The organism is Chryseobacterium sp. MEBOG06 (assembly GCF_021869765.1).
GTDB lineage: Bacteria > Bacteroidota > Bacteroidia > Flavobacteriales > Weeksellaceae > Chryseobacterium.
In genome coordinates, this window is sequence record NZ_CP084580.1 from 3,516,084 (window position 1) to 3,539,254 (window position 23,171).

A 23,171-nucleotide genomic window follows, 5' to 3' on the forward strand; every position below is an offset into this window, starting at 1 on the left:
GCACCAAATTTATTTCCAATAATTCCAGAGTTTCCCGTCAAAAACCGCTAATGTCTTACTCGCTGTATCATAACATATCATTCCGGGATACGGGTTCTTCACATTGAGATGAGGTTTTTCAACCTGAGGAAGAATCATGGCCTTATCCGGAGCTTCCAACACCAACACCCCATCTGCCGTACTGGAAGAGTTCCCGATAACAACTCCCTTTCCAAGTTCTGAGGAATTATTGGCAACAACCGAACTTGAGTCACCAGCATCTGATAAAGATTTCCAGAGATCATTTTCATACATTTTAATCTTATTATCCGTAACGTCAAAAATAAACGTTCCATTTACCAGCGATCCTGTAGGAAATCCCGATGTTGCAGGAAGAATTACCCCTTTTGTATTTCCTGATATATTATCAAAATCCAACACTGTACTATTCCCGTCAACTGTTTGTTTCCCTATTGCTACCTGAGCAAAAGAAATATTAAAAAAAATCAGAGCAACTGCTATTGTTATATTTTTCATACTAACTTTATCAATTAAATTAATCATTACAGCTCTTTTCTACACATTTCCACTGGGTCCCGTTATAGAGCTTTACACATTTGTCCTGGATATCGTATAAAAGCATTCCTTCTTTCGGCTCAGCGATAGCATCTCCGGGCTGCGGGGTCTGACTTACATGCTGCACTCTGGTAATCACAAAACCTTTATCTTTTGACTCCATAGCCAGAAAACCATTAGGAATATTCCCCGGCCATGATGAGCTTTTCTGCTGTACAGTAATTCCAAAACTGGTAAAGCCATCCGGAGTTCCTGAAGTAGGCAGCTTAGTACACACCCCATCCATATCATCAATAATAATAGGTGCGTTACCACAGCTTAATTTATCTCCTGACAGACCTTCAGGCCATAAAGCGGGACACAGAGCCTGTGTTGCATTGGGACCGCAGAAGCTCGAATTCCCCATCCCCAGACCAGTTACAGATCCCATAGCAATTGCTACAATCTGGCTGTCATTACTGATCACCGAAGCGCCGCCCCCGCCGCTTACATCTGCTTTAGCAATACAGTAAGCTTTACCGGTAGGTATCCCTACATATTTAACAGAAGGGTAAGTGGTTGACTGCTGAGTAAATGTTCCACATATTTCCACTACACTATTAGTCCCCATTTCAATAGTGGAAGTCACATTAGGATAATTTCCATAAAAAGAAGGGTCTCCCTGAACTACAGATCCACCGAGTGATAAAAATGATTTCTCTCCCAAAATGACCTTTGAACTCAGATTACTTCCAAATGTTCCTATCAGAATAGAACCTATGGACTTTACACTTGCTCCCGGACTGATGTCCAACACTCCATCAACCTGGATACTCACGGACTGCAACTGCCCGGACTGGATAATAAGTGTTGCCCCATTCGGTATACTTATATTACTTCCCACAGTAAGGTTTCCGTTTAGACAATAGGTACTCCCGCTTGTCATTGCCTGCCCTGTATAGGGAATACACTGCGCGCCGGCAACACTGTAAAAGACAAGCATTAATAAAAAAATCATTTTTTTATTAATATTTAAAATAAATAAGCTATTCATGTATATTTATAAAATTTTAACAAATTATTATCATTTTTTAGCCAAAAATATAATTATTCAATATCAAGAACCGGCTAATAAACAATTAACATACCAAACTCATCTTCAACAGTTGTATAATCTATTTATGAACAATACATTATATCATTGAAAAGTTACACTTAATTGTAAGTTATTTCTAATATTATTTAAAAATTCAATGTTATTTTTTATACATATTGATTTTTTATTGAATAAAAAGCACACTTCATATCAAAACATATCACTCTGATTGCCAACACAATAAATCATAAAAACATTTCTGAATTTTATTTATATAATAAAACATCACTATTATTTTATTTAAACAAAACAATAGATAATCTGAATAACAGTCCTCGTGAGAAATTAACATTAAAAAGTGTAAATTTGCAGCATGAATAACGATACCATATGTGCACTGGCTACCGCCAATGGAATAGGTGCTTTAGGCATTATCAGAGTTTCAGGAGATAACGCATTACCAATAGTTCAGAAAAGTTTTCCGGCAAAAAAGCTGGAAAAACAGAAATCTCATACCATTCATTACGGCTATTTCATGGATGAAGAAGAAGCTATTGATGAAGTAATGCTTTCTATTTTTCTGGCTCCGAAAAGTTTCACCACTGAAAATTCTGTTGAGATTGCTTTTCACGGCTCTCCGCATATCGGAAAACGTATTCTTGAAACCCTGATCAAAAATGGAGCTAGAATGGCTAAAGCCGGAGAATTCACACTCCGCGCCTTTATCAATGGCAGAATTGACCTTTCCCAGGCTGAAGCAATTGCCGATGTGATTGCCTCTGAAAATGAAGCTTCCCGAAAGGTGGCTATCAATCAGCTGAAAGGGGGAATTACCAACGAAATATCGTTTTTAAGAACCGATCTTCTGAATTTTGTTTCCCTTATTGAACTTGAGCTTGATTTTGCTGAAGAAGATGTAGAATTTGCAGACAGAACTGCACTAAATGGGTTATTGGATAAGATCGAATTAAAATTAAACTCCCTGATTGAAAGTTTCCAATACGGAAATGCCATAAAAAACGGAACAGCCGTTGCCATCATCGGAAAACCAAATGCCGGAAAGTCTACTCTACTCAACTCTTTGTTGAAAGAAGAAAGAGCGATTGTAAGTAATATTGCCGGAACAACCCGTGATACTATTGAAGAAATCCTTCATATCAAAGGCCACGCTTTCAGACTCATCGATACGGCAGGACTTCGTGATACGATAGATGAAATTGAGGCTATTGGAGTAAAGAAAGCCAAAGAAAAGGTAGAGAATGCCAATATCCTTGTATACCTGGCCGATGCCGCTACTGAGGATTACTCAGAAGATATTGAAATGATTCAATCTTTATTAAGGGATGATCTGAAACTTATTATCTGTGCCACCAAAATTGATGAAGTAATTCCAACCAAATATGAAGTTGTAGAAGATATCTTTAGAAATGCAATTGGCCACGAATTTGATTTTATTAAAATATCAGCAGTGGAAAATCAAAACATTCAGGATCTTAAAAATGAACTATCTTCTTATGTGGAGCATTTAAAGACTGAAGAAAGTAATGTTGTGATTACCAACCAACGTCACTTTGAAGCCCTACGTAAATCTCTGGATGCCGTAGATAAAGTAAAAGAAGCTATTTCTTCCCAGATATCCACAGAACTATTGGCTTACGAGCTTAGAAATGCTTTGGAACATCTCGGGGAAATTTCCGGGGAAGTAACGAATGATGAGGTGCTGGGGAATATCTTTTCTAAGTTCTGTATCGGGAAATAAATTCATTTTCTTTTAGTTTCCCTTGTTTTCTTTTGTTTGATTTACAGTAAATTAACCTGTTTTTATTTTCTTATTTAAGAGTTTGTTTTTACTTTTGTTACATCTTTAGTACACCTTTCAGTATAAAAGGTGTACAAGTGTACATCTGTAATAATATTGTATGAAAATTACTCTTAAACAAAAGCTACTTAAAAATGGAATGGTTAGTCTTTATATTGAATACTATAAAGGCTCAACAAGTGATTCGTCAGGAAAAAGGATTCATCTTAGGGATTTTGAGTATTTAAAAATTTATTTATACCAATTTCCTAAAACTGCTCAAGAAAAAAAAGAGAATAAAGAAAATGAAAAACTGGCAGAAAATATTCTTTCAATACGCAAAGCAGAATATGTACAGGGAAAATTTGATATAAAGAACACTAGCAAATCCAAAAGAAGATTTCTTGAGTATTTTTCTGAAAAGACAGAAGAGAAACAGAAACAAGATACTTCTAACAATTATGGAAACTGGTTTTCTACCCTACAGCATTTAAAGAAAATCATATCACCAAACTTTACTTTTGATGAAGTTGAGGAAAACTTTATTAAAAAGATTAGAAATTATTTTGACAACGAAGCAAAAACTAAGAGTGATCTTCCATTATCCCAAAATTCTAAATATTCTTATTTCAACAAATTTAAAGCATCATTAAGGAACGCTTTTGATGAAGGCTACCTTTCTATCAATTATGCCAGTAAAATAAAATCATTTGAACAGGCTGAAAGTCAAAGGGAATACTTAACATTTGATGAGTTGCAAGCCCTAGCCAGTACTCAATGTAAATATGATGTACTCAAACGTGCTTTTCTGTTCTCTTGTTTAAGTGGGCTTCGATGGAGTGATATTAATACAATGGTTTGGTCAGAGGTAAGAGACGAGGGAGAAATAAGCAAAATCAACTTCCGCCAGGAAAAAACAGATGGAGTTGAATATTTATACATTTCTCAACAAGCAAGAGAACTACTTGGTGAAAGACAGTCTCCGGAAGATAGGGTTTTTCGTGGACTTAAATATGGGATGGTTTATAATACTGAAATTGTCCGATGGTGTAATAGGGCAAGTATATCAAAACATATAACATTTCACAGTGCAAGACATACAAATGCTGTTTTATTATTAGAAAACGGAGCAGATATTTATACTGTCTCTAAAAGATTAGGTCATCGTGAAATTAGAACAACAGCAATTTATGCCAAAATTGTAGATAAAAAGATGAAAGAGACCGCCGAAATAATTCCTGAACTTAAAATTAAATTATGAAAAAGAACCGTTTTATAATCAAGGCATATTTATTTATTGCTTTAATTATTGCTATTTCAGCACTTCTACTCTGGGGAATTTATTTCTTTTCTTTAGAAGATAGAGTTTTTTTATTAAAACTACTCTTGTTTTCTTGTATACTATTTACCTTTTATCCTTTTTTTAAAGTTAATATTAAATGGATTCTAAATTATTTTCTTTGCATAGATAACAGCTGGTGGGATAAAAGAATTCAAAGACCAAGAATACTTATATATATAGTTTATTTTGGAGTATTATATCTAGTCGTTACAAACTTTCCAAGTAACAAAAATGATTATGTACTAATACTAAATCGTCTTTCACTTATTTTTTACCTTCTCATTGGTTCTTTTGTGGTTGGAAGATTAATTTGGTCTAAAAAATTTGAAACCCTAATTCTTCCTGAACTTAAAAATATTGTTAGTCATGATATCAAGATTATGATATCAGATTCAAAAGTTTTAGATTCTCTAATAGATGATAATAAAAGTAATATAGATAAAAGCTCAATAGAAGATTTTAAAAAACTTTTAAAAGGAGAGAAATTGGACTCTAGAATTAAATGGGTTGGAACTTCTGGCAAAAATAGCATTACATATACCGGAATTTTTTTAGTGTTACATGCGGTAATTGAAGGAGGTGAAATTAAATTTTCGAGAGAGAAAAGAAAAGCCTTAATGAATTTCATTACGGATAATTTTGTAAAATTTGAAGAAGAAGAAATTAAAGAGATTTCCTTTAATACTATTAATGGAGCATACACCAACTTTATATTACCTCGTAACACTCTAAAAAGATAGTCTAAACTCCTACTAAAAGGGACTTTTAGAGTATCAGAGTATTTTTTCACTTACATCACAGTCTTTCCTTTGCTGTCATAAATCCAAAAAAAACAAGCAATGGAAAGTAACCTAATCTTACAAAAGCTTAACCGACTTGAAAAATTGTTAGTCGGTGCAAAAAGTATTTTTAATGTTGAAGAACTTGCAGATTATACAGGTTTTAGTAAATCGTATATCTATAAGCTCGTACATTCTAATATTATTCCTTATTCAAAACCAAACGGCAAGACTTTATTCTTTGAAAAGTCTAAAATAGATAATTGGCTAAGAAGCAACTATTCTAAATCCGATACGGAAATTACTGAAGAAGCTGAAAATTATATTTTCAAATCTCAAAAATAACAAAGCGCAACTATTGCAGTAGTTACGCTTATATCTTTTGTCTAATCAATCCGTAGTACAAATATACGGATTTATAATCCAATTACTTATGAACGAGGAAAATCCATATATACGTGTGGGAACATCATACTATAAGATCATTCGAAAACCAACAATATCAGGTGATACAATTTCTCTAATGTCAAAATGGAACAGAGAAACAATAATTACTGATCATGGTAAAGATTTTATAAGTAATATTCCTAAACTTGATGATTTTATTTGTATTCCCGACAATCTAAATTATGAGAGGATAATTGGTAATTTTTACAATACTTACAATGAACTGCCATTTAAACCAGTTGAAGAAAAAGTTGATATAGATTCTCCAAAAATTGAAAAATCAATTTTATTTCTAAAACATATTTTTGGCAATCAATTTCTCCTGGGGATAGATTACCTAAAAATCCTTCTAGAACTCCCTACTCAATATCTACCAATACTTTGCTTAGTAAGTAAAGAGAGAGCGACCGGAAAAACGACAATGATAAAGTGGCTTAAAGCTATTTTCGGACTTAATATGACCTATATTAAAGGGGATTCCTTTAGTTCTCAATTCAATGCAGATTGGACAGCTAAACTTATTGTTGCCATTGATGAAGTATTTTTTGACAGAAAAGAAATCACAGAACGTTTAAAATATCTTTCCACAACGGATAAAGATAAAATTGAAAGAAAGGGGCACGACAGAGAAGAAATTGATTTTTTCGCAAAGTTTATACTTTGTTCGAATAACGAGGACAATTTTATCCAGATAGACGAAAATGAAATCCGGTTTTGGATTATTAAAGTAAAACCTATCAAAGAAGAAAATACAGAGTTCTTACATCAGCTGGTCAATGAAATCCCCTATTTCCTCTCTTTTCTGTTAACACATCCATTTACAACAGAAAAAAAATCAAGAATGTGGTTTTCTCCTAATGAAATTAAAACCGATGCACTACGAAAACTGGTTTGGAGAAACAACAATAAACTTGAGAGACAAATGATAGAACTTTTCAATGAGATTTTTGAAAATTTTGATGAAAACGAAATACAGTTTACTCCAACGGATATAGTATCAATGTTAAAAACTATGTTTAAAGCATACTGGTCGGTGTCTGATGTTAGAAAACTATTGAAGAACAACTGGAAAATAGAACCGAAAAATAATTCTTTAGCCTATGTAAAATATGATATTGAATATAATGGAAGCTTTTATCAGCTAAATAAGATTGGAAGATACTTTACAGTAAACAGAAATTTCATTACAGAAATTTCTGATGAAATGATGAGATAGATGTATAAACATCTAATTAATAACAAATTATAATTCATCAAAAGCTCATCAAAATAAAAATTAACACTTTTTGATGAGATAACGATGAGACAATTAAACAATTGTTTGATGAATTGATGAGTATTTGATGAAATAATAAACATCTGAAAACAAGCCACTTACTTTCATTTTTCATCAATTCATCAAATTTCCAATTAATATAAACCCGAATTTTATGAATTGCCAAACTCTAAATAATAATATAAGACTGGAAGAAGTTCTGGCTTCGCTTGGACACCTACCTGTAAAATGTAATGAAAAAGAAGCTTGGTTTCTTAATCCTTTTGGACTAGAAACAGAAGCATCTTTTAAGATAGATAGACATAAGAACGTATGGTATCTATTTTCTGAAGGCAAAGGAGGAAAAACGGCAGACTTTATTGTGAAATACTTTAACTGTTCTGTTTCCGAGGCTTTATCATGGGCAGAAGAAAAAAACTTTAATTTTTCTTTTCAAAGGCAAAACGATTTATCAAAAGCTAATATTAATATTACTGAAGTCAAACCACTTTCTAATTATTATCTCAAAAAATATCTTAAAAGTAGAGGGATTAGTAGTAAATCTTATCATCTACTTAATGAGGTGAAATTTACAATCAGTAATAGGAAGTTATATGCAATAGGTTTTAGAAACCTTTCCGGAGGTTATGAATTACGCAATAGTTTTTATAAAGGATGTACCTCAAAAGATATTTCTTTTATTCAAAAATCAGATGCTTCAATTTCGGTTTTTGAAGGATTTATGGACGCTCTTTCATACCTTGAATTTACTACTTCAAATGCTGAAAGTTTATTGATTTTAAACTCGGTTTCTATGCTTGAAAAAGCAAAAACACAGTTGCAAAATTTTAGCTCAATAAAGCTTTTTCTGGATAATGATAAGGCAGGAGAAAGGTCAAAAAACGAAATTTTATCTTGTTTTTCTAATGCTGAAGATTGCTCAAAACTATACGAAGGCTACAAAGATTTTAATGACTTTTTTATTGACAAGCAAAAAACATTTTAGTTATTACGGTGCATAGGTCGAGAAGTGCCTTTGTCCTGACAAAACCAAATTCCGCTACGCTACATTTCGTTTTTCAGTCCTAAAGGCTTCTCGTTTTGCTCCCGTTGGTCGCAAAAATTTTACAATGAAAAGGAATAAGAAAATTGAAATCAGAGTCTCAGAAAATGAAAAGAAAATGATTTCTGATAAGGCTGAAAAAACAGGTCTTAAAACTTCTGAATATGTAAGAAAAGCTTCGTTAGATAAGAGTTTGAATTTCCGCTTTTCAAAAGAAGAAATTGAAGCTTGGAAAAATTTGACTTTTATCAGTACAGCGCTCCGAAACCTAACTAATATTTTAAATAAGGAAAATAGAGAGGAACTGATTTCTGAGTTAAAAAATATTAATGAACAAATTAAAGTTGAAATTCAAAAATTCCTAAGATGACAGCAAGTGCAAAATCCATAAGAGGAAGCCGGCAGGGTGTCGATTATTTAATTGCCGAGCATAAAGGATATGAATTAGATCGAAATCTCATTTATGGAGAAACATCCACAGAGATTATGAATAGTTTCAGAATCCAGCAATCTGAAAACTACACATGTGATAAAAAATTCTTTACGGCATACATTAGCCCAGATCCTAAAGACGGACAGAATTTAACAGATAAAGAGCTAAAGGAAATCAGCCATGATTTTATGAAAGGAATTGGTGTAAACCCTGAAAAGCAAGCTTACTTAGCAATTGTACATACGGAAAAGAATCATAAACATGTTCATTTATTGATCAATCGTATAGACGAAAAAAACAAGGCAATTAAAGACAATTTCATTGTTCTTAAAGCTCAAAATACTGTTCACAAAATAGCAAAAGAAAGAGGGTTAATCTCCGCAAGGGATATCATGCATAAAAATCAGGAAAATAAAATTATGCAGTCCAAAGAGATAAAGAAACAAATCTTTGAATCTCATAGCCAAGTAATGAAGATCAAACCCCAAACTTTTTCCAAGTATATGGAATACATGAAAGCTTTAGGACATGAAATAAAGCCAACCATTAATAGGAAGGGGGAAATACAAGGTTTCACTGTAAATGATAAGAAATCAGGACAAGAATTTAAGATGTCTGAAATTAAAAGAGAAATGTCTGCTAATAATCTGGCTAAAGAATTAAAGTATGATTTGGATTATAAGTTTAATTCTGTTTTGGATAATAGTCGGAAAAAACAATTAGAAACTTCAAAAAATAAAGAGAAATCACAAAGTTTAGGAATAAGTAAAAATTAGAATTATGAATCAATTAGGTTGTTTACCTCAGATATTAAAAGCTTTAGCAGTTGTTACTTGTATAGCTTTTATAGCAGTAAACTTTATGTTTATTACTGCACCAGTCACTAAATATTTTTTACCAGAAAAATATTCACATTCGCCTTTAGGGTTATTTGTTAAAGCCCCAATTTGGTTAAATATATGCTTTTCACTTTTAGGATTGTCGTTCTGGCATATTGTATATAAGTTGGGGAAGTTTAAGAGCATTCCAACTGGTCTCGTATATGTTGGAATTTTCACAGTACTTTCTATCTTTTTAACGGGGCTTATTGGAGAAAAAACAAAATCATCTTTAGGAAATTTGGGAGTAATTCTGATTTTTACTCCAATTTTAATATCCGCTTTTTATCTTATCCGGGATCTAAGTAAGCCCAAGCTAAAATATTCTCATATACAAAAATTCGCAAAAGAGGTTGATGATGAAAGTTTAAACTTTAAAACAAAATCAGGAATCATAAAACTAGCTAATCCATTCAGGGGAATTTACATACAAGGTGGTGCAGGTTCTGGAAAGAGTGCAAGTATTTTTGAGCCTATTATCAAACAAATTTCACAGCAAGAATATACAGGTATTCTTTACGATTTTAAAAGTCCTGAATTAACAAATAAGGTTAGGTCAAGTTATTACAATGGCAATGTTTGTCTTAAAAATGTAGACTTTAAAAACCCTCAACAAAGCGATAGGATCAATCCGATTGCACCCCACTATTTAACAAAAAGCGTTATTGCTATTGAATATTCACAAGCATTGGTCAACAACCTTATTCCTGAAAGTATTAAGAAAGCTGATTTTTGGTCAAATAATACTAAAATGATTATTGCAGGAGTAATATGGTGGCTAAAAGAGGAACATCCTGAATATTGTACTTTGCCTCATGTAATTAGCTTACTATTACACACTGATATTAAATTACTATTATTAAAAATTTCCCAAAATTATGAAGCCGGAGGAATGGTTTCTTCCTTGCGACAATCATTAGAAAATGAAGCACAGAATCAAGTTGCAGGTATATTGTCTACCATTCAGACAGCTGTTGCACAGCTAAATACAAAAGATGTATTCTGGATTTTGTCAAAAAACGATGTTGATTTGAATTTAAATAATCCCAAGAATCCAACATTTTTATGTTTAGGGAATGATAGTACACTTCCGCAGGTTTATGCGCCTGTAATCTCTCTAATTATAAGTGTGGGTATGCGACAAATGAACAAACCACAACAGCAGAAAAGTATTGTATTGTTAGATGAAGCTCCAACAATTTACATCCCTAACATAGAGCAAATTCCCGCCACAGCTCGAAGCAATAAAATTGCGACAATATTTGGAGTACAGGACTTTAGTCAGCTAGTTGACAATTATGGACAAGATAAAGCGCAAATCATTATTTCTAATTTAGGAAATCAATTCTTTGGTAGGGTCACTAATGGAAAGACTGCAGAAATGGTTAAAACCCTATTTTCTAAAGAGGATAGAACTTTTATTAATAAGAATACAGGAACAGGAACAAGCGGAACTGTAATACACATTCAAAGTAATGATAGCAAAAGTAAAAGTGAAAACATTCAAGAACGAGACCGAGTAAAAGTTAGTGACTTAATTAATCTTAACCCAGGAGAATTCTATGGTATCATAGCTGAAGGGGAACCAAAAGAGTTTTTAAAAACTCAATTTTTAGAAGACTTTGCATCTGACAAACCCACTTATAAAGAATTTGTCAGTGATAAAGAAATGAGTGAAAATTATTTCAGAATTATTGAAGAAAGCAAAAACTTAATTTAAACATTACACAATGAATAATAGACATATCAATTATACTATAAAGCAAATTTTCGAATTACCGGACAAAATAATTTTGGTAGAAAGGGAAACTCAGCGATATGATAATGATTTTAAACCTAAGATTGGAGACTACTATACTTTTAATCTGAATGGCAGACATATTACCACCACAGTAGAACGAATTGAAAACAACATCATTTTTATAAAGAAAACCAAATAACAAAATATCAAATTATGGAAAACAAAGATTTTTATGTAATTGAACTTAAACAGAAAATTAAAGTAGGAATTACACAGGATTTTAAAAGTAGATTTAATAATATTAAAACAGGTTCAGGTATAAAAGATAATGAAATCATCAATGTATACCATTATCCTGATTTAAGTTCCTTAGAATCACGTATTAAAAGATTATTCTCGAAACAAAATATTGCAGGTGAATGGTTTTATAAAAAAGAAATTGTTTTGGATTTTATTGAGAGTTTAAAAGAGGGACATGTTCCTAGCATTGATTTGCTCAAAAAAATAAAAAATAATAGTGTAAAATATTCTAATGTTTTTAAGACTGGAGACTTTCCTTATGAAAACTATGCGATCTTAAAAGAAAATGCAATCAATCTTTTAGAGCAAATAAAATCAGAACGAAGAGGAATTGGCTATCCGGATAGTATTGACTTGGCAAAATTTATGAGAACAAAAAGGGCAAATTATCGAAATATGGTATACTATGCTGATGATGACTTTAAATACTTTGAACGAAAACCTAATTTCAGTATCGAGAATATAAAAAATAACCAGATTATTGAATGCTTAAGGATTATTAGAAATACAACAGCCAACAATAAAATCAAAGATCTGCTTCAAGATTATATAGATTCAGTTTTTGCTGAAAGAGATCTTTATATTGTAAAAATCACAGAACTTATAAGATCTTTTTTCTTTGATAGTCATAATTCTACTAATGAATTATTTATAGAAACTGATATTTCTTATTCCAATATTGAAATGGAGTTAGACAAAGAACTTAATGTTTATTCTTTGTCTAGATATTTTGAAAATCTTAACAAGGATGAATTATTGTTTTTAAAAAATGCAAAAAACCACAATTTACGGGTTTCTATTTTTGGGAATATCGATTTTGATTATAAGGAAAGGTTTTGCTTCTGTTTTTTTGAAGTCGAAAATTATTTACGAGTTTTAAATTTCCTATCAATAACAAGACTGGATGAAAATGGAGTAAGACTATTTTTCAATGACACGGATAAATATTCTAAAAGTTACATTTTCCAATATAAATATCATTTATTAAACACTAGTGAAAAAGAATTTATCAGTTCACTTGAAGTAAAAGACGTATCGTTTTGCTATATTGAGCTTGAAAAAGATAAGCAAACATATTACTGTTTATTTGATGATATCGAAATTGTTTGTAAAGAGTTAAAGGTCAAATTAGATAAAAATACAAAAGTAAAAGTAGAAGTAGAATCGTTAAAGGCTATAAATGAAGAGGAAATACCTGATGATTTTGAAAATGATTTTGATAAAAAAGAATGGACATGGGAATGAGAAAAATTATAATAATTTTTAACAAATAAAATGGAAGTGCTCATAAATAACGTAAAAAAATTTAATCCTAATTTTAAATTAGAGGATTGGTGTTTTGAAAAACTTTTGGATTCATCTGAAATAGATAATTACAAATTTTATAATAAAAGCAGAATAGTAAAAGAACACTCTGTTTATATCAAAGATGTTATCGGAACGTTACACCCTAGCTATAGTGGTTCATTATGGATTGAATTGGTTTATAATATGAAAAAATTTTCTGAAAAATATAATTATCAAAATTTTCTAGAATTTAGTCGGAGTGAAAAACTGACTAAAAATGATTTTGGTTATTCTAAATACGGTTCAAAATATTTTATTGCAGGAGGAAACCATAGAAATGTACAAGCTAAATTTAGTAACCTTGAACTTATAACATGTGATGTAGTTGAACATATTTTTGATCAGGAAATGTATAATTTATTTCAATTTCTTGTAAAAGAAAAATTTAATCCATTAATTGAAGAAAGTGGTAACGGAAAATATTATCGGTTTTCATTATGGATAATTCAACTAAATTCTCAAGAATATTATTTTAGTTCTTTTTCAGCAATTGTAAAATTTGTTGACCACTATAATAAATATATCCCTAGTTTGACAAATAATTTGATAGCTAAATTTTCAAAAAGAAAAAAGGAGGTTTTATATAATGAGAATAAGGATTACATTCACCTTAAAAACGCAATATTACTACATAAATTAAATAAAAATCATTTCTAGACGAATAAATTTTTCAGTCGTCACTTCCTCAGACTACTCGTTTTTTCAAAACGCTTGCCATTCGTTGTTCCTTTATTCAAAATTTTAACTTTTAAATAATGAATCCGGCATATTAGATATGTCGGACTTATTATTTTAACTATAAATCATTACGATAGCATGCATACCAGTGTTTGGAATTTCAATTGGCTTTTTAGAATTGGGCATTCTTCCATTAAGACCAAATCCTTCTATTCCATTATCTGAATATACTTTTATTTTAGCGGGATAAACTTTACCATCAATTTTGACAGTACTAACATCAACATAAAGTCTCCCATCTTGTTCTCTTGCAATTCCAGATATTGTTTGTCCTTTTTTAGTAGATACACCAGCAATTGAAGTCGGTTCAGAGAGAATCAATGTTAAAGAGCTTCCGGTTTGAATTTTACCACTGGTTAACATACGTGCTTTTATTTGTTTATCCGGCAAACTCTCTGAAGATATTTTGGTCTTATCATCCGTCTTGATAGATGTTTGCGCAGATACTGAAAATGCTATAACTAGGAATATAGCTGTTATTATTTTTTTCATATTTTTTATGATTTAATTTTGTGAAAAATATGGTTTTGTAATATATTATAAAAGTAACATTTTAATTTTAAATAAATTTAATGTTAATATGTTAAATCAAAAAAGAAACACATTTTATATCTCATTTTTTGAGATATAAAAAAACACTAAATTAGCCAAGTCAAAACTATTTATTAAATAATATGAATAGAATTAAAGAAGTTTTAGAAGAAAAAGGTATTAAGCAAAAGTGGCTTGCGGAAAAATTAGGAAAGAGTTATAATATGGTTAACTCTTATACTCAAAATAGACAACAACCAAGAGTTGAAATATTATTTGAAATTGCAAGAATATTAGATGTCGAAGCTAAAGAATTATTGACAGAAATAAAAAAAATTAAAACTCCTGCAAAACTTTCATAAATAGTAAAATGAAAATGGAATTAGAATTAGTAGAAAAGATATCATTAGAAGAAATTAATGACAAAACCTATAAAACTAAATTAATCGAAAGCCTTGATTATGGAAAAGCGTCATTGACACATTATCTGCATAATAGTAAAAACGGGATATCGAAATATTACAAAAAAGGTGCACATCAGTACTTAAAACATTTATTAGAATTGAAATACCCTGAGGTTGAAGTAACTAATTCTGTTGCCGAAAATGCAATGGAGTATCTATTATTCAATTATAAAATAGAAAATATTCCATTTCCATCGCCAGAGGAACCTGAATTTAGGTTTATTGATTTATTTGCAGGAATTGGTGGTTTTAGATTAGCATCTCAAAATCTTGGTGGAAATTGTGTTTTCTCAAGTGAATGGGATGAATTTGCACAAAAAACTTATGCATCTAACTTTGGTGAATCTCCATTTGGAGATATTACCAAAAACGAGACAAAAAAATTTATTCCAAAAAACTACGACCTTTTATGTGCAGGTTTTCCTTGTCAACCTTTTAGCTATGCAGGTTTAAAACAAGGATTCGACGAAACTAGAGGAACGCTATTTTTTGACATCTTGGAAATCTTAAAGAATACTACTCCCAAAATGTTTCTATTAGAGAATGTTAAAGGTCTTAAATCTCATGATGGTGGGCAAACACTAAGAGTAATTGAAAACTCGCTTACTGAATTAGGATATACTATAAAGTGGGAAATATTAAACAGCTACGATTTTGGATTGCCTCAATATCGTGAAAGATGGTATTGTGTGGGATTTAGAGATAAAGTTGATTTTGAATTCCCCAAAGGTAACAAGAGGGGTGTAAAGCTTAAATCTATTATAGATACTGAGGCAAATAGCGACAGAAAATTGAAATTAACGCCATTTGAAATTGAGCGAATAGAATTTCACTTTAAATCAAATGAAGAACGTGTTCAACACGACAATTCAAAATATAAGCCCAACACAAAAAAAGGGAAGCATGGTGTTTTTTCCTACCAAAAGCCTGATGGAGCTTTAAGATTTCATATTGGTGATATTGCAAAAACACAAATACAAGAAGCCTTTTATGCTTGTCAGGAAACTTATGCTCCTACAATTATTGCTAACAGAGTACCTAAATTGTGGGATTTACAAAGAAAATTATCGGTATTAGAAGCACAACGTTTGCAAGGGTATCCTGATAACTTCAAATTCCCTGTTTCGGATAATCAAGCCTACAAACAACTTGGAAACTCTGTTGCAGTTCCTGTTTTGGAAGCAATAATCAAAAAAATGTTAGAAACAACTAAATAGAAAAGATGAAGTATTTATCAAAATCAACAGTTTTTGAATCTTGGAAAAATATTATTGAGCAAGGGGAGATTAGCCGGGCTTCTTTAAACAAATTCTTTGGAATACTTGAGATTTTAAGACATTTGAATATTAAAACTGGAAATTCTGTTGAGTCGAATTATCAGTACAATGTCTTTTCTAGTCATTTATCGAGCTCTTTACAAGATAAATTCTTTTTTGATGAGGACAATAAAAAGGCTTTTACTTCACAAGACACATTGAATATTATATTTCCAAACTACTGGGCTTCTAATGTTTTTCAAATTTTGTTAAAAAGCAATCAACTTCCATTGAAAAATGTAGCTTGTATTTGTTTACAGAATGAAGAATTTGAAGATGATTTTTCTTACGAAGATATTATTGAAAAATTTCTTAATATTTATCATCTAACGGATGTATTTAATGTTTATTTTACTCTTCAAAATGAGATAAATATTGATTTCTCATCTTCTATACTAGACAGAAACTCTTTATTTTCAGATTTAAAAAATCATTTCAATATTACGGATAATTCAAAATTCACATTAGGATTTGATAGTAGTCTTATTACTGCAAACCCTGGAGAATTAACAAGAGGTCCATTTATTCAGCCTCTTTATTCAGGTCAGGAGAACCTGAAATGTTTATTAATTGCTAATTTCAATATCACAGAATATTATAAAATTGGAAGAACTGAAAACTCTATTGCAGATAATTTCAGTCATGAAACCTCACTATCTCATCAAATCATTTTCTATGGCTCTCCCGGAACAGGAAAAAGTCGAGAAATTGAAATAAGAACAAATGGTCATAATCGAACAAGAACAACATTCCATCCTGAAACAGATTATCATTCTTTTGTAGGAAGCTATAAGCCTGTAATGGACGGAATCAACATCAAATATGAATTTGTTCCGCAAGCATTTACAAAAGCATATTGCAATGCTTGGCTAAATCCTGAACAGCCATATTTTCTAGTCATTGAAGAAATTAACAGGGGAAATTGTGCTCAAATTTTCGGAGACTTATTTCAATGTTTAGATAGGGATGATAATGGCTTTTCAAAGTATGAAATCAATTGTGACAAGGATTTAGCAAATTATCTAAAATTTGTATTTGAAAGTTCTGTCAATACGGAAGCAGTGGAAAGCTACAAAGCGATAATTCAAACAGAAGATTTTGATAAAATCATTCTGCCAAATAATCTTTACATTTTGGCAACGATGAACACTTCTGACCAATCTTTATTCCCAATGGATAGTGCATTCAAAAGACGTTGGGATTGGGAGTTTGTACCAATCAATTATGATGATGCGAATTCTTTAAACATCGTTATCGGAGATAGTACATATAATTGGGGTAAATTTATAGAGAACATCAATCCGAAAATTAAAGAACTGACAGGTAGTGAAGACAAACAACTTGGAAACCGCTTTGTAAACCCTAAAGACAGAAATATAACATTCGACCAATTCAGGTCTAAAGTCTTGTTTTATTTATGGTCAGAAGTTTACAAAGATGAATTTGGAACTCAAAGTTCAATTTTTAAATATGAACTCGAAGAAAATAATCCAATAGATTTCCAATTTGGAGAACTTTATAACGGAAATGCGACAGATATTGTAAAAGCATTTTTGAAATTCAACGGATTAGAACCTGAACAATGATAATATTATTTGAAGAATATCATTACAAAACGGAAGACCTTTCAAAATTTTTAACTGAAAGGTACTACTTTCCTATTAATGGTATTGAATCAAAAATCAACTTTGTTGGGTATTACTTCAATCCGCAGATAAATGAGGGAAAAGGCGATGTTATCATCATATTTCCGAAAGTTTTTATCAATGAACATAATCTAGCTTTTGATGAGTTTACGCCAGAATCTTTAATCAATCCAACATTTGAAACAACACAAAGATTAACTGAAACAGGAAAAGACAAGCTGATTTTTGAAATTTCAACTTGGTTATATCGGGCAATTCAGCAATTCAACAGAAGACATTTTTACAATTCGATTTCAGAAAATCAATTTATCAATCAAATTGTAACCAATTTGGATGAAAATTCAAGTACTGAGCTTGACATTATTTTAAGTTTATTGAGGTTTCATAAGGAAAATCAGGACTTATTTACCTTCATTGCAAAAACAGCACACTCACAACAAAACAAAATCAATTGGCACAAAACTATTAACAAAAAACAGCCAATTATTCATAATAACCAGCCAATTTATGTTGATTTAGCAACAACAAGAAAAAGAGTAAATGATGACGAAGAGTTACTCATACTTTTTTATTCAACGCTAAATCACATTAAAGAAAAGTATGCGTTTAATTTTCAAATCCCTCAAAATTATACTCTAATTAAAGGGCATCAATTTGAGACGGTTTTAAGAAGAGGATGCAGATTATTGAAAAATATTAAGTACAAATACTTTTCGGACAAAATGATTTGTCTGTACAATTTGCTATTTACCTACTTTGAACGAAGTGAAAGAACCCAATCTAAGAAACAAATTGAAGAAATTCTTCTAATCAAGGATTTTAATATTGTATTCGAGGATATGATTGATGATTTAATCGGAGATAGTACGTTATTTTCCGAATTAAAAAATCACGCTGACGGAAAACAGGTTGACCATATTTACAAATATAAATCACTTCTGATTGAAGATGAAATCTATTTTGTTGGAGACAGTAAATATTATAAACCTCAAAATAGCGTAGGGAAAAATTCAAAGGCAAAACAATTTACTTATGCCAGAAATGTAATTCAGTATAATATTGATTTATTTAATAAAGGAGATTTAGACCAAAGAATAAGATACAGAGAAAACGAAACGGAAGGATATAACATCACTCCGAATTTTTTCATTTCTGCCTTTGTAAATAAAGATTTTGATTTTTCTAAATCATATTTGAACGAGACAGGAAAACCAATAATGCAATTTCATTTCGAAAACCGACTTTTCGATAGGGATACATTATTTGTTCAATCATACAACATCAATTTCTTGTTTGTGCTTTCGGGCTATCTATCAAGAAATTCAACTTTGAAAAACAATTTTAAAAAAGATACGCAAAAAATATTCAGAGAAAAGTTAGTAACTTTTATCAATGAAAAATATCAGTTTTATAAAGTCAAACCGATTGAAGAGAATTTCATCTATAAGCATTTTAAACTGCTAAATGGCAAAATTTACAAGCCGTCACAACTTGAAAACGAAGTCATTTTAGCCTTTGAAAAAGGCTCTGACATTGATGGAGTAATTTTACAAATTCAAGCTGAATTAGAAGAAAGTGCTGAGTACAAACTGAATTAACAAAATCAAGTCAATTAATTATGAGAAAATCAATAGGAATTAGGGTAACGCCTTCTACTGTGTACTTTTCAGTTGTCACATACGAAAATGAAGAATTGGAAATTACATTGGTGGATAAAATAAACAATCCTAAAGCGCTAAATATTCCAGAACAATTGAAATTTTTAAGAAATACACTTTGTGACATAATTAATGAATTTAGCATTACCAATGCTTGTATTCGAATTACTGAATCAAATGCACAGTCCATCAATATTACAAGAATTTATATTGAGGGAGTTATTCAAGAATTATTTGCAAGTTCAACTATTGTTAAATATTATGTTGGTCAAATTTCCAGTATAAGTGCCAACCTTGGAATAGAAAGAGCCACTTTCAAACCATTTGCCGAAGGTAAAGATAGTTTTATGGAAATAGAAAACTGGCAAAATTTTTCATTAGAACAAAGAGAGAGTTTAATGTCTGCAATTAGTGCTTTAAATATTTAAATTATGCCATTAGGACTACATACAACGGAGCTAAATTTTGAAACAACAAAAGAGATAGGTCAGGAAGGGAAAAACTCACAGGTGTTTTTAGCACACGACAAACAACTTGACGGAGAAATTGTCGTTAAAAAAATTGAGAAAAGTAAAATTATTAATCCCACGGAGTATTACGAAGAAGCGAAAAAGCTTTATGCATCCTCACATAGTAATGTTGTTAAGGTAAATTATGGTTGTTCAGATACTGACTATATTTATATAGCTATGCCATACTATAAGAATGGCTCACTTAAATCACTTATTGCTACAAAAAACCTAACAATTAGAGAAATTATTCGTTATTCAATACAGTTCTTATCAGGATTACATCATATTCATTCAAAAGGATTAATTCATTTTGACGTTAAACCTGATAATATTTTGATTTCCGATAATGATGAAGCTCTTTTATCTGATTTTGGATTGACAAAGGCAATGAACAGTTTTGGATTTGCTTCACCTGAACAAATTTATAGTAAACAAGTTCCTCCTGAAACTTTTACAAGTTCCGACAAAACCATTCATTTTGATATTTATTTAGCAGGACTAACTATATATAGATTACTAAATGGGGAAGAATGTTTTCATAATCAACTACATAGCTTTAAAACCCAACCTGATTACATAAATGCAATAACTACGGGAAGGTTCCCTGATAGAACAGATTATCTCCCCCATATCCCATTAAAACTGCAAAGAGTTGTAAATAAAGCAATGAATCTAAATATTGCAGATAGACACCAAACTGTTTTGGAATTAATAAATGAATTGAGTGATATAGATGAAAATTTAGACTGGAGGTTTTCACAAACACCAGTAATTCATACTTGGGAGCGAGATAATGGTACTCACACATATAAAGTGGTGGTAGATTTTGGAAATCCAAAAAACATTAGTATACTTACGACTAAAACAAATAATTCTACTGCTAGAGAACAACGTGAAACATCTCATTGTCACAATAATTTGACTAATTCTAACGTTTTTTCTAAAATAAAGCAAGCATTGAAATTGTGAAAATCAAGGCAATAAAATATAATAAAAATGGATTAACGAGAGCTGAAAATACAGTCCCTAAATTCGTAATGCCTAAAAAAGATTTAAATAAAAATAATGTTAAGATTAAATTAGATAATAACTATATAAAAATTACTAAACGGAAGGTTGATGATTAAATTTTTATTTTAATTGAAATATTTTTTTTGTACATCTTTCGTACAACTTAAGTGTTGTAAAGCATTATTAATAAAGTGTTTTTTAGATTCTGTATCGGGAAATAGCCTGTCTCTACAATCCCTTATGAATACTGCGTTTAATCGACACTATCTCACGAAGTGTGTAAGTTAAAAAGTTAGGGCTTGGATTTTATAATCTGAGCCTTTGTTCAAAAATAAGCATAAACTGGTTAAGAACAATACCCCAATTTTGAATTGGCATGGTCCATTTTTTAGTAGATTCTTCCCGATTAGAGTGGTTAGAATGGTTTGAGAGGGATTTATTTAATATAAATTTGCAGTATGTATTGGTATTATGTAGCAGATTTTTTTTAATCTTCCTGTTTGTCGATATTTATCTAGATAAAAACATAAGCCTCAACCCGTAAGGGTCAAGGCTATATTTCAGAGTAAATACCCACTCATAAGGTTAAATATTTAAATATAAATGACTGTCAGAGTAAATCATAACTAGCTCAAATCAGATTTTTTATATTTCTCTTTAGCAAGCTCCTTTTGACGGTAGTATTCTAACTTCTCTTCGGGTGTCATTAATTCCAGTTTTAACGTTCTGATTTCTTCTGTATTAGAATAGTATTCTTTGTATTCAGCCTCATTGTCTTTTTTAAATTTATCTATATCTATGTTTTTTGGCACATCAAAAAATAGCTTTTCTCTTAAAATTTCATTTCTTGATAATAGAAGTTCTAATCTCTCTCTCTCTTGTCTTTATTTTCCATCTTTATTTTTCAATTAATTTAATAAATATTATATTTTCGCTTGGGTTAATAGGGCTTGGAATTGGTTTGATTTCTTCAACCATAAATTTTGTATTACTCTTAAAAAGCACTTTCAAATGCATTATTTTTTGCTATTTCTCCGAATATTTCTTTAAATTCTTTACTATTCATAAATTTTTTTTATACAGTAAAGCCTACAAAAGTAGGCTTTAACATGTTATAGTAAATTAAAGTGTCTCCTTACTGATCCTGGAGTCATATCTAAATCCGGCTCCTCTTTTAACTCTTTTAAAATGTCTGTTTCTGTTTCAATGGTCGTAATAGGAATAACCAAATATTGATTTAAAATTCTTTTTAATTCCTCCTCTCTATCAGAATCGGAAATATCAAATTCAAAATTTAATAAATCATGAATTAATTTATTTTCTACTTTATCTGTTGTTGCAACTCTCTTATAAATATGCATCATCAATCCATCCAAGGGAATTGAATTTAAAATATATCCATAATTAATATAAAGGTAGTTTCCATATTGTGATTTCTGTAAATTAACCATTGTATTAACTTCTTCCCTATTCTTAATCCAATAATTTCCTTTCTTTTTGTAGCCTAGAGGCTTTAAACTTTCGGTAATTATATTTGTAAGTTCCTGTTTTTCCATAAAATTTCTATTTGAAGTTGTTTAAATAAGAAAAAAGAGTAGCACATTGATTTTTTCAATGTGCTACCGCTAATTAGTTAATTACTATAATCTATTTCCTCCAAATGTTCTTTAACTATATCAGGATATTTCTTACCGTCTGGTTGTTGCATGAATTTTTCAACAGCTTTATTCAAGGCTTCAATATCTCCTTTAGCTTTTAAAAATATGGTTAAATATTTAAATTCTTCGACAGCTGTTGATCTAATAAAATCTCCTTTTATCAAACTCTTCATAAGACTTTCATCTGTTAAGCGTTTATCAATTTCAGGTAAAATAATATTTTGAATATTAGAGATGAGAATAGAATTGATGCTATTAAGAGAATCTGACGCCTTAATAGACCACCAATGGTCAGGATTGCTAGGCATAAACTGACCAATTCTGGCCTGCCAATGACATGACCATACATCTGGTACTTTTGAAGCATCATAATCAAAATCTACAAATTTTCCTAAAAGATCTGAATACACACCAAAATTAATTGTGAATTTTACTTCATCTTTATTACCATCTTGGCTTTTTTGAAAATTTATAATTCCAAAATTGTTATCTGACTTTAAGTGAAAACTATTTCCTTTTTTACTATATCCTTTTTCTTTGAGAAATGGAGTAATAGATTTTATAATTTCTTTTAAAATGTCCATAATATTAATTTTACTATTTAGAACTATTTTATTCAGGTAA

The 23,171-nt window shown here is 30.6% G+C and carries 25 protein-coding genes; 19 read left to right on the plus strand and 6 right to left on the minus strand.

The window, feature by feature from the left end; genetic code table 11:
• Positions 1–9: 9 nt before the first annotated feature.
• Entirely contained in the window at positions 10–516 is a 507-nt protein-coding gene (locus tag LF887_RS16145; RefSeq protein WP_236855282.1) for a hypothetical protein, read from the minus strand.
• A 19-nt stretch (positions 517–535) separates the two neighbouring features.
• A complete protein-coding gene (locus tag LF887_RS16150; RefSeq protein WP_236855283.1) occupies positions 536–1,552 on the minus strand; it encodes a hypothetical protein in 1,017 nt (338 codons plus the stop codon).
• Between the two features lie 451 nt (positions 1,553–2,003).
• Here LF887_RS16150 and mnmE point away from each other — a divergent pair, with 451 nt between their 5' ends.
• The 12 genes from mnmE to LF887_RS16210 all read left to right on the plus strand — a co-directional run bounded on the left by mnmE (position 2,004) and on the right by LF887_RS16210 (position 13,670).
• Positions 2,004–3,389 carry a tRNA uridine-5-carboxymethylaminomethyl(34) synthesis GTPase MnmE gene (gene mnmE / locus LF887_RS16155; protein WP_236855284.1) on the plus strand — a complete coding sequence of 462 codons (1,386 nt, stop codon included), beginning with the start codon at positions 2,004–2,006 and terminating at the stop codon, positions 3,387–3,389.
• A gap of 160 nt (positions 3,390–3,549) precedes the next feature.
• A complete protein-coding gene (locus LF887_RS16160) occupies positions 3,550–4,689 on the plus strand; it encodes a site-specific integrase (protein ID WP_236855285.1) in 1,140 nt (379 codons plus the stop codon).
• Positions 4,686–5,510 (plus strand): hypothetical protein, encoded by an 825-nt coding sequence (locus tag LF887_RS16165; protein WP_236855286.1) that lies wholly within the window; start codon positions 4,686–4,688, stop codon positions 5,508–5,510. The genes LF887_RS16160 and LF887_RS16165 overlap by 4 nt, the downstream gene beginning before the upstream one ends.
• Positions 5,511–5,609: 99 nt before the next feature.
• On the plus strand, positions 5,610–5,894 hold the full coding sequence (locus tag LF887_RS16170) for a helix-turn-helix transcriptional regulator (protein ID WP_168237404.1): 285 nt from the start codon (positions 5,610–5,612) through the stop codon (positions 5,892–5,894).
• Positions 5,895–5,982: 88 nt separating this feature from the next.
• Positions 5,983–7,212: a primase-helicase family protein gene (locus tag LF887_RS16175; protein WP_236855287.1), complete on the plus strand. Its 1,230-nt coding sequence runs from the start codon at positions 5,983–5,985 to the stop codon at positions 7,210–7,212.
• A 214-nt stretch (positions 7,213–7,426) separates the two neighbouring features.
• Positions 7,427–8,257, plus strand: a complete 831-nt coding sequence (locus LF887_RS16180) for a toprim domain-containing protein (protein ID WP_236855288.1) — start codon at positions 7,427–7,429, stop codon at positions 8,255–8,257.
• A gap of 124 nt (positions 8,258–8,381) precedes the next feature.
• Positions 8,382–8,684: a plasmid mobilization protein gene (locus LF887_RS16185; RefSeq protein ID WP_168237402.1), complete on the plus strand. Its 303-nt coding sequence runs from the start codon at positions 8,382–8,384 to the stop codon at positions 8,682–8,684.
• A complete protein-coding gene (locus LF887_RS16190) occupies positions 8,681–9,523 on the plus strand; it encodes a relaxase/mobilization nuclease domain-containing protein (protein WP_236855289.1) in 843 nt (280 codons plus the stop codon). The genes LF887_RS16185 and LF887_RS16190 overlap by 4 nt, the downstream gene beginning before the upstream one ends.
• A 4-nt stretch (positions 9,524–9,527) precedes the next feature.
• Positions 9,528–11,345 carry a type IV secretion system DNA-binding domain-containing protein gene (locus LF887_RS16195; RefSeq protein ID WP_236855290.1) on the plus strand — a complete coding sequence of 606 codons (1,818 nt, stop codon included), beginning with the start codon at positions 9,528–9,530 and terminating at the stop codon, positions 11,343–11,345.
• 10 nt (positions 11,346–11,355) lie between these two features.
• Positions 11,356–11,565 (plus strand): hypothetical protein, encoded by a 210-nt coding sequence (locus tag LF887_RS16200; RefSeq protein WP_236855291.1) that lies wholly within the window; start codon positions 11,356–11,358, stop codon positions 11,563–11,565.
• A gap of 14 nt (positions 11,566–11,579) precedes the next feature.
• On the plus strand, positions 11,580–12,911 hold the full coding sequence (locus LF887_RS16205; RefSeq protein ID WP_236855292.1) for a GIY-YIG nuclease family protein: 1,332 nt from the start codon (positions 11,580–11,582) through the stop codon (positions 12,909–12,911).
• Between the two features lie 30 nt (positions 12,912–12,941).
• Complete coding sequence (locus tag LF887_RS16210) at positions 12,942–13,670, plus strand: hypothetical protein (protein WP_236855293.1); 729 nt, start codon at positions 12,942–12,944, stop codon at positions 13,668–13,670.
• 135 nt (positions 13,671–13,805) lie between these two features.
• Here the strand turns inward: LF887_RS16210 and traM are convergent, their stop codons facing one another.
• Entirely contained in the window at positions 13,806–14,243 is a 438-nt protein-coding gene (gene traM, locus LF887_RS16215; RefSeq protein ID WP_236855294.1) for a conjugative transposon protein TraM, read from the minus strand.
• Between the two features lie 182 nt (positions 14,244–14,425).
• On the opposite strand from traM, the gene LF887_RS16220 reads away from it, so the two are divergent.
• Genes LF887_RS16220 through LF887_RS16250 form a run of 7 tightly spaced genes read left to right on the plus strand, consistent with a single transcriptional unit; the run spans position 14,426 to position 21,005 of the window.
• Positions 14,426–14,644 (plus strand): helix-turn-helix transcriptional regulator, encoded by a 219-nt coding sequence (locus LF887_RS16220; RefSeq protein WP_236855295.1) that lies wholly within the window; start codon positions 14,426–14,428, stop codon positions 14,642–14,644.
• Between the two features lie 14 nt (positions 14,645–14,658).
• On the plus strand, positions 14,659–15,963 hold the full coding sequence (gene dcm, locus LF887_RS16225) for a DNA (cytosine-5-)-methyltransferase (RefSeq protein ID WP_236855296.1): 1,305 nt from the start codon (positions 14,659–14,661) through the stop codon (positions 15,961–15,963).
• 5 nt (positions 15,964–15,968) lie between these two features.
• Entirely contained in the window at positions 15,969–17,648 is a 1,680-nt protein-coding gene (locus LF887_RS16230; RefSeq protein ID WP_236855297.1) for an McrB family protein, read from the plus strand.
• Positions 17,645–19,306 carry an LlaJI family restriction endonuclease gene (locus LF887_RS16235; protein WP_236855298.1) on the plus strand — a complete coding sequence of 554 codons (1,662 nt, stop codon included), beginning with the start codon at positions 17,645–17,647 and terminating at the stop codon, positions 19,304–19,306. The genes LF887_RS16230 and LF887_RS16235 overlap by 4 nt, the downstream gene beginning before the upstream one ends.
• Before the next feature lie 20 nt (positions 19,307–19,326).
• Entirely contained in the window at positions 19,327–19,794 is a 468-nt protein-coding gene (locus LF887_RS16240) for a hypothetical protein (RefSeq protein ID WP_236855299.1), read from the plus strand.
• A gap of 3 nt (positions 19,795–19,797) precedes the next feature.
• Positions 19,798–20,847: a serine/threonine-protein kinase gene (locus tag LF887_RS16245; protein WP_236855300.1), complete on the plus strand. Its 1,050-nt coding sequence runs from the start codon at positions 19,798–19,800 to the stop codon at positions 20,845–20,847.
• Complete coding sequence (locus tag LF887_RS16250) at positions 20,844–21,005, plus strand: hypothetical protein (protein ID WP_236855301.1); 162 nt, start codon at positions 20,844–20,846, stop codon at positions 21,003–21,005. Before LF887_RS16245 ends, LF887_RS16250 begins: the two co-directional genes overlap by 4 nt.
• Positions 21,006–21,515: 510 nt before the next feature.
• Here LF887_RS16250 and LF887_RS16255 read toward each other — a convergent pair.
• The 3 genes from LF887_RS16255 to LF887_RS16265 form a co-directional block, all read right to left on the minus strand.
• Positions 21,516–21,701: a hypothetical protein gene (locus tag LF887_RS16255; RefSeq protein ID WP_236855302.1), complete on the minus strand. Its 186-nt coding sequence runs from the start codon at positions 21,699–21,701 to the stop codon at positions 21,516–21,518.
• 300 nt (positions 21,702–22,001) lie between these two features.
• Positions 22,002–22,445, minus strand: a complete 444-nt coding sequence (locus tag LF887_RS16260; protein ID WP_236855303.1) for a DUF4304 domain-containing protein — start codon at positions 22,443–22,445, stop codon at positions 22,002–22,004.
• 77 nt (positions 22,446–22,522) lie between these two features.
• Complete coding sequence (locus tag LF887_RS16265; protein ID WP_236855304.1) at positions 22,523–23,131, minus strand: DUF4304 domain-containing protein; 609 nt, start codon at positions 23,129–23,131, stop codon at positions 22,523–22,525.
• Between the last annotated feature and the right edge of the window lie 40 nt (positions 23,132–23,171).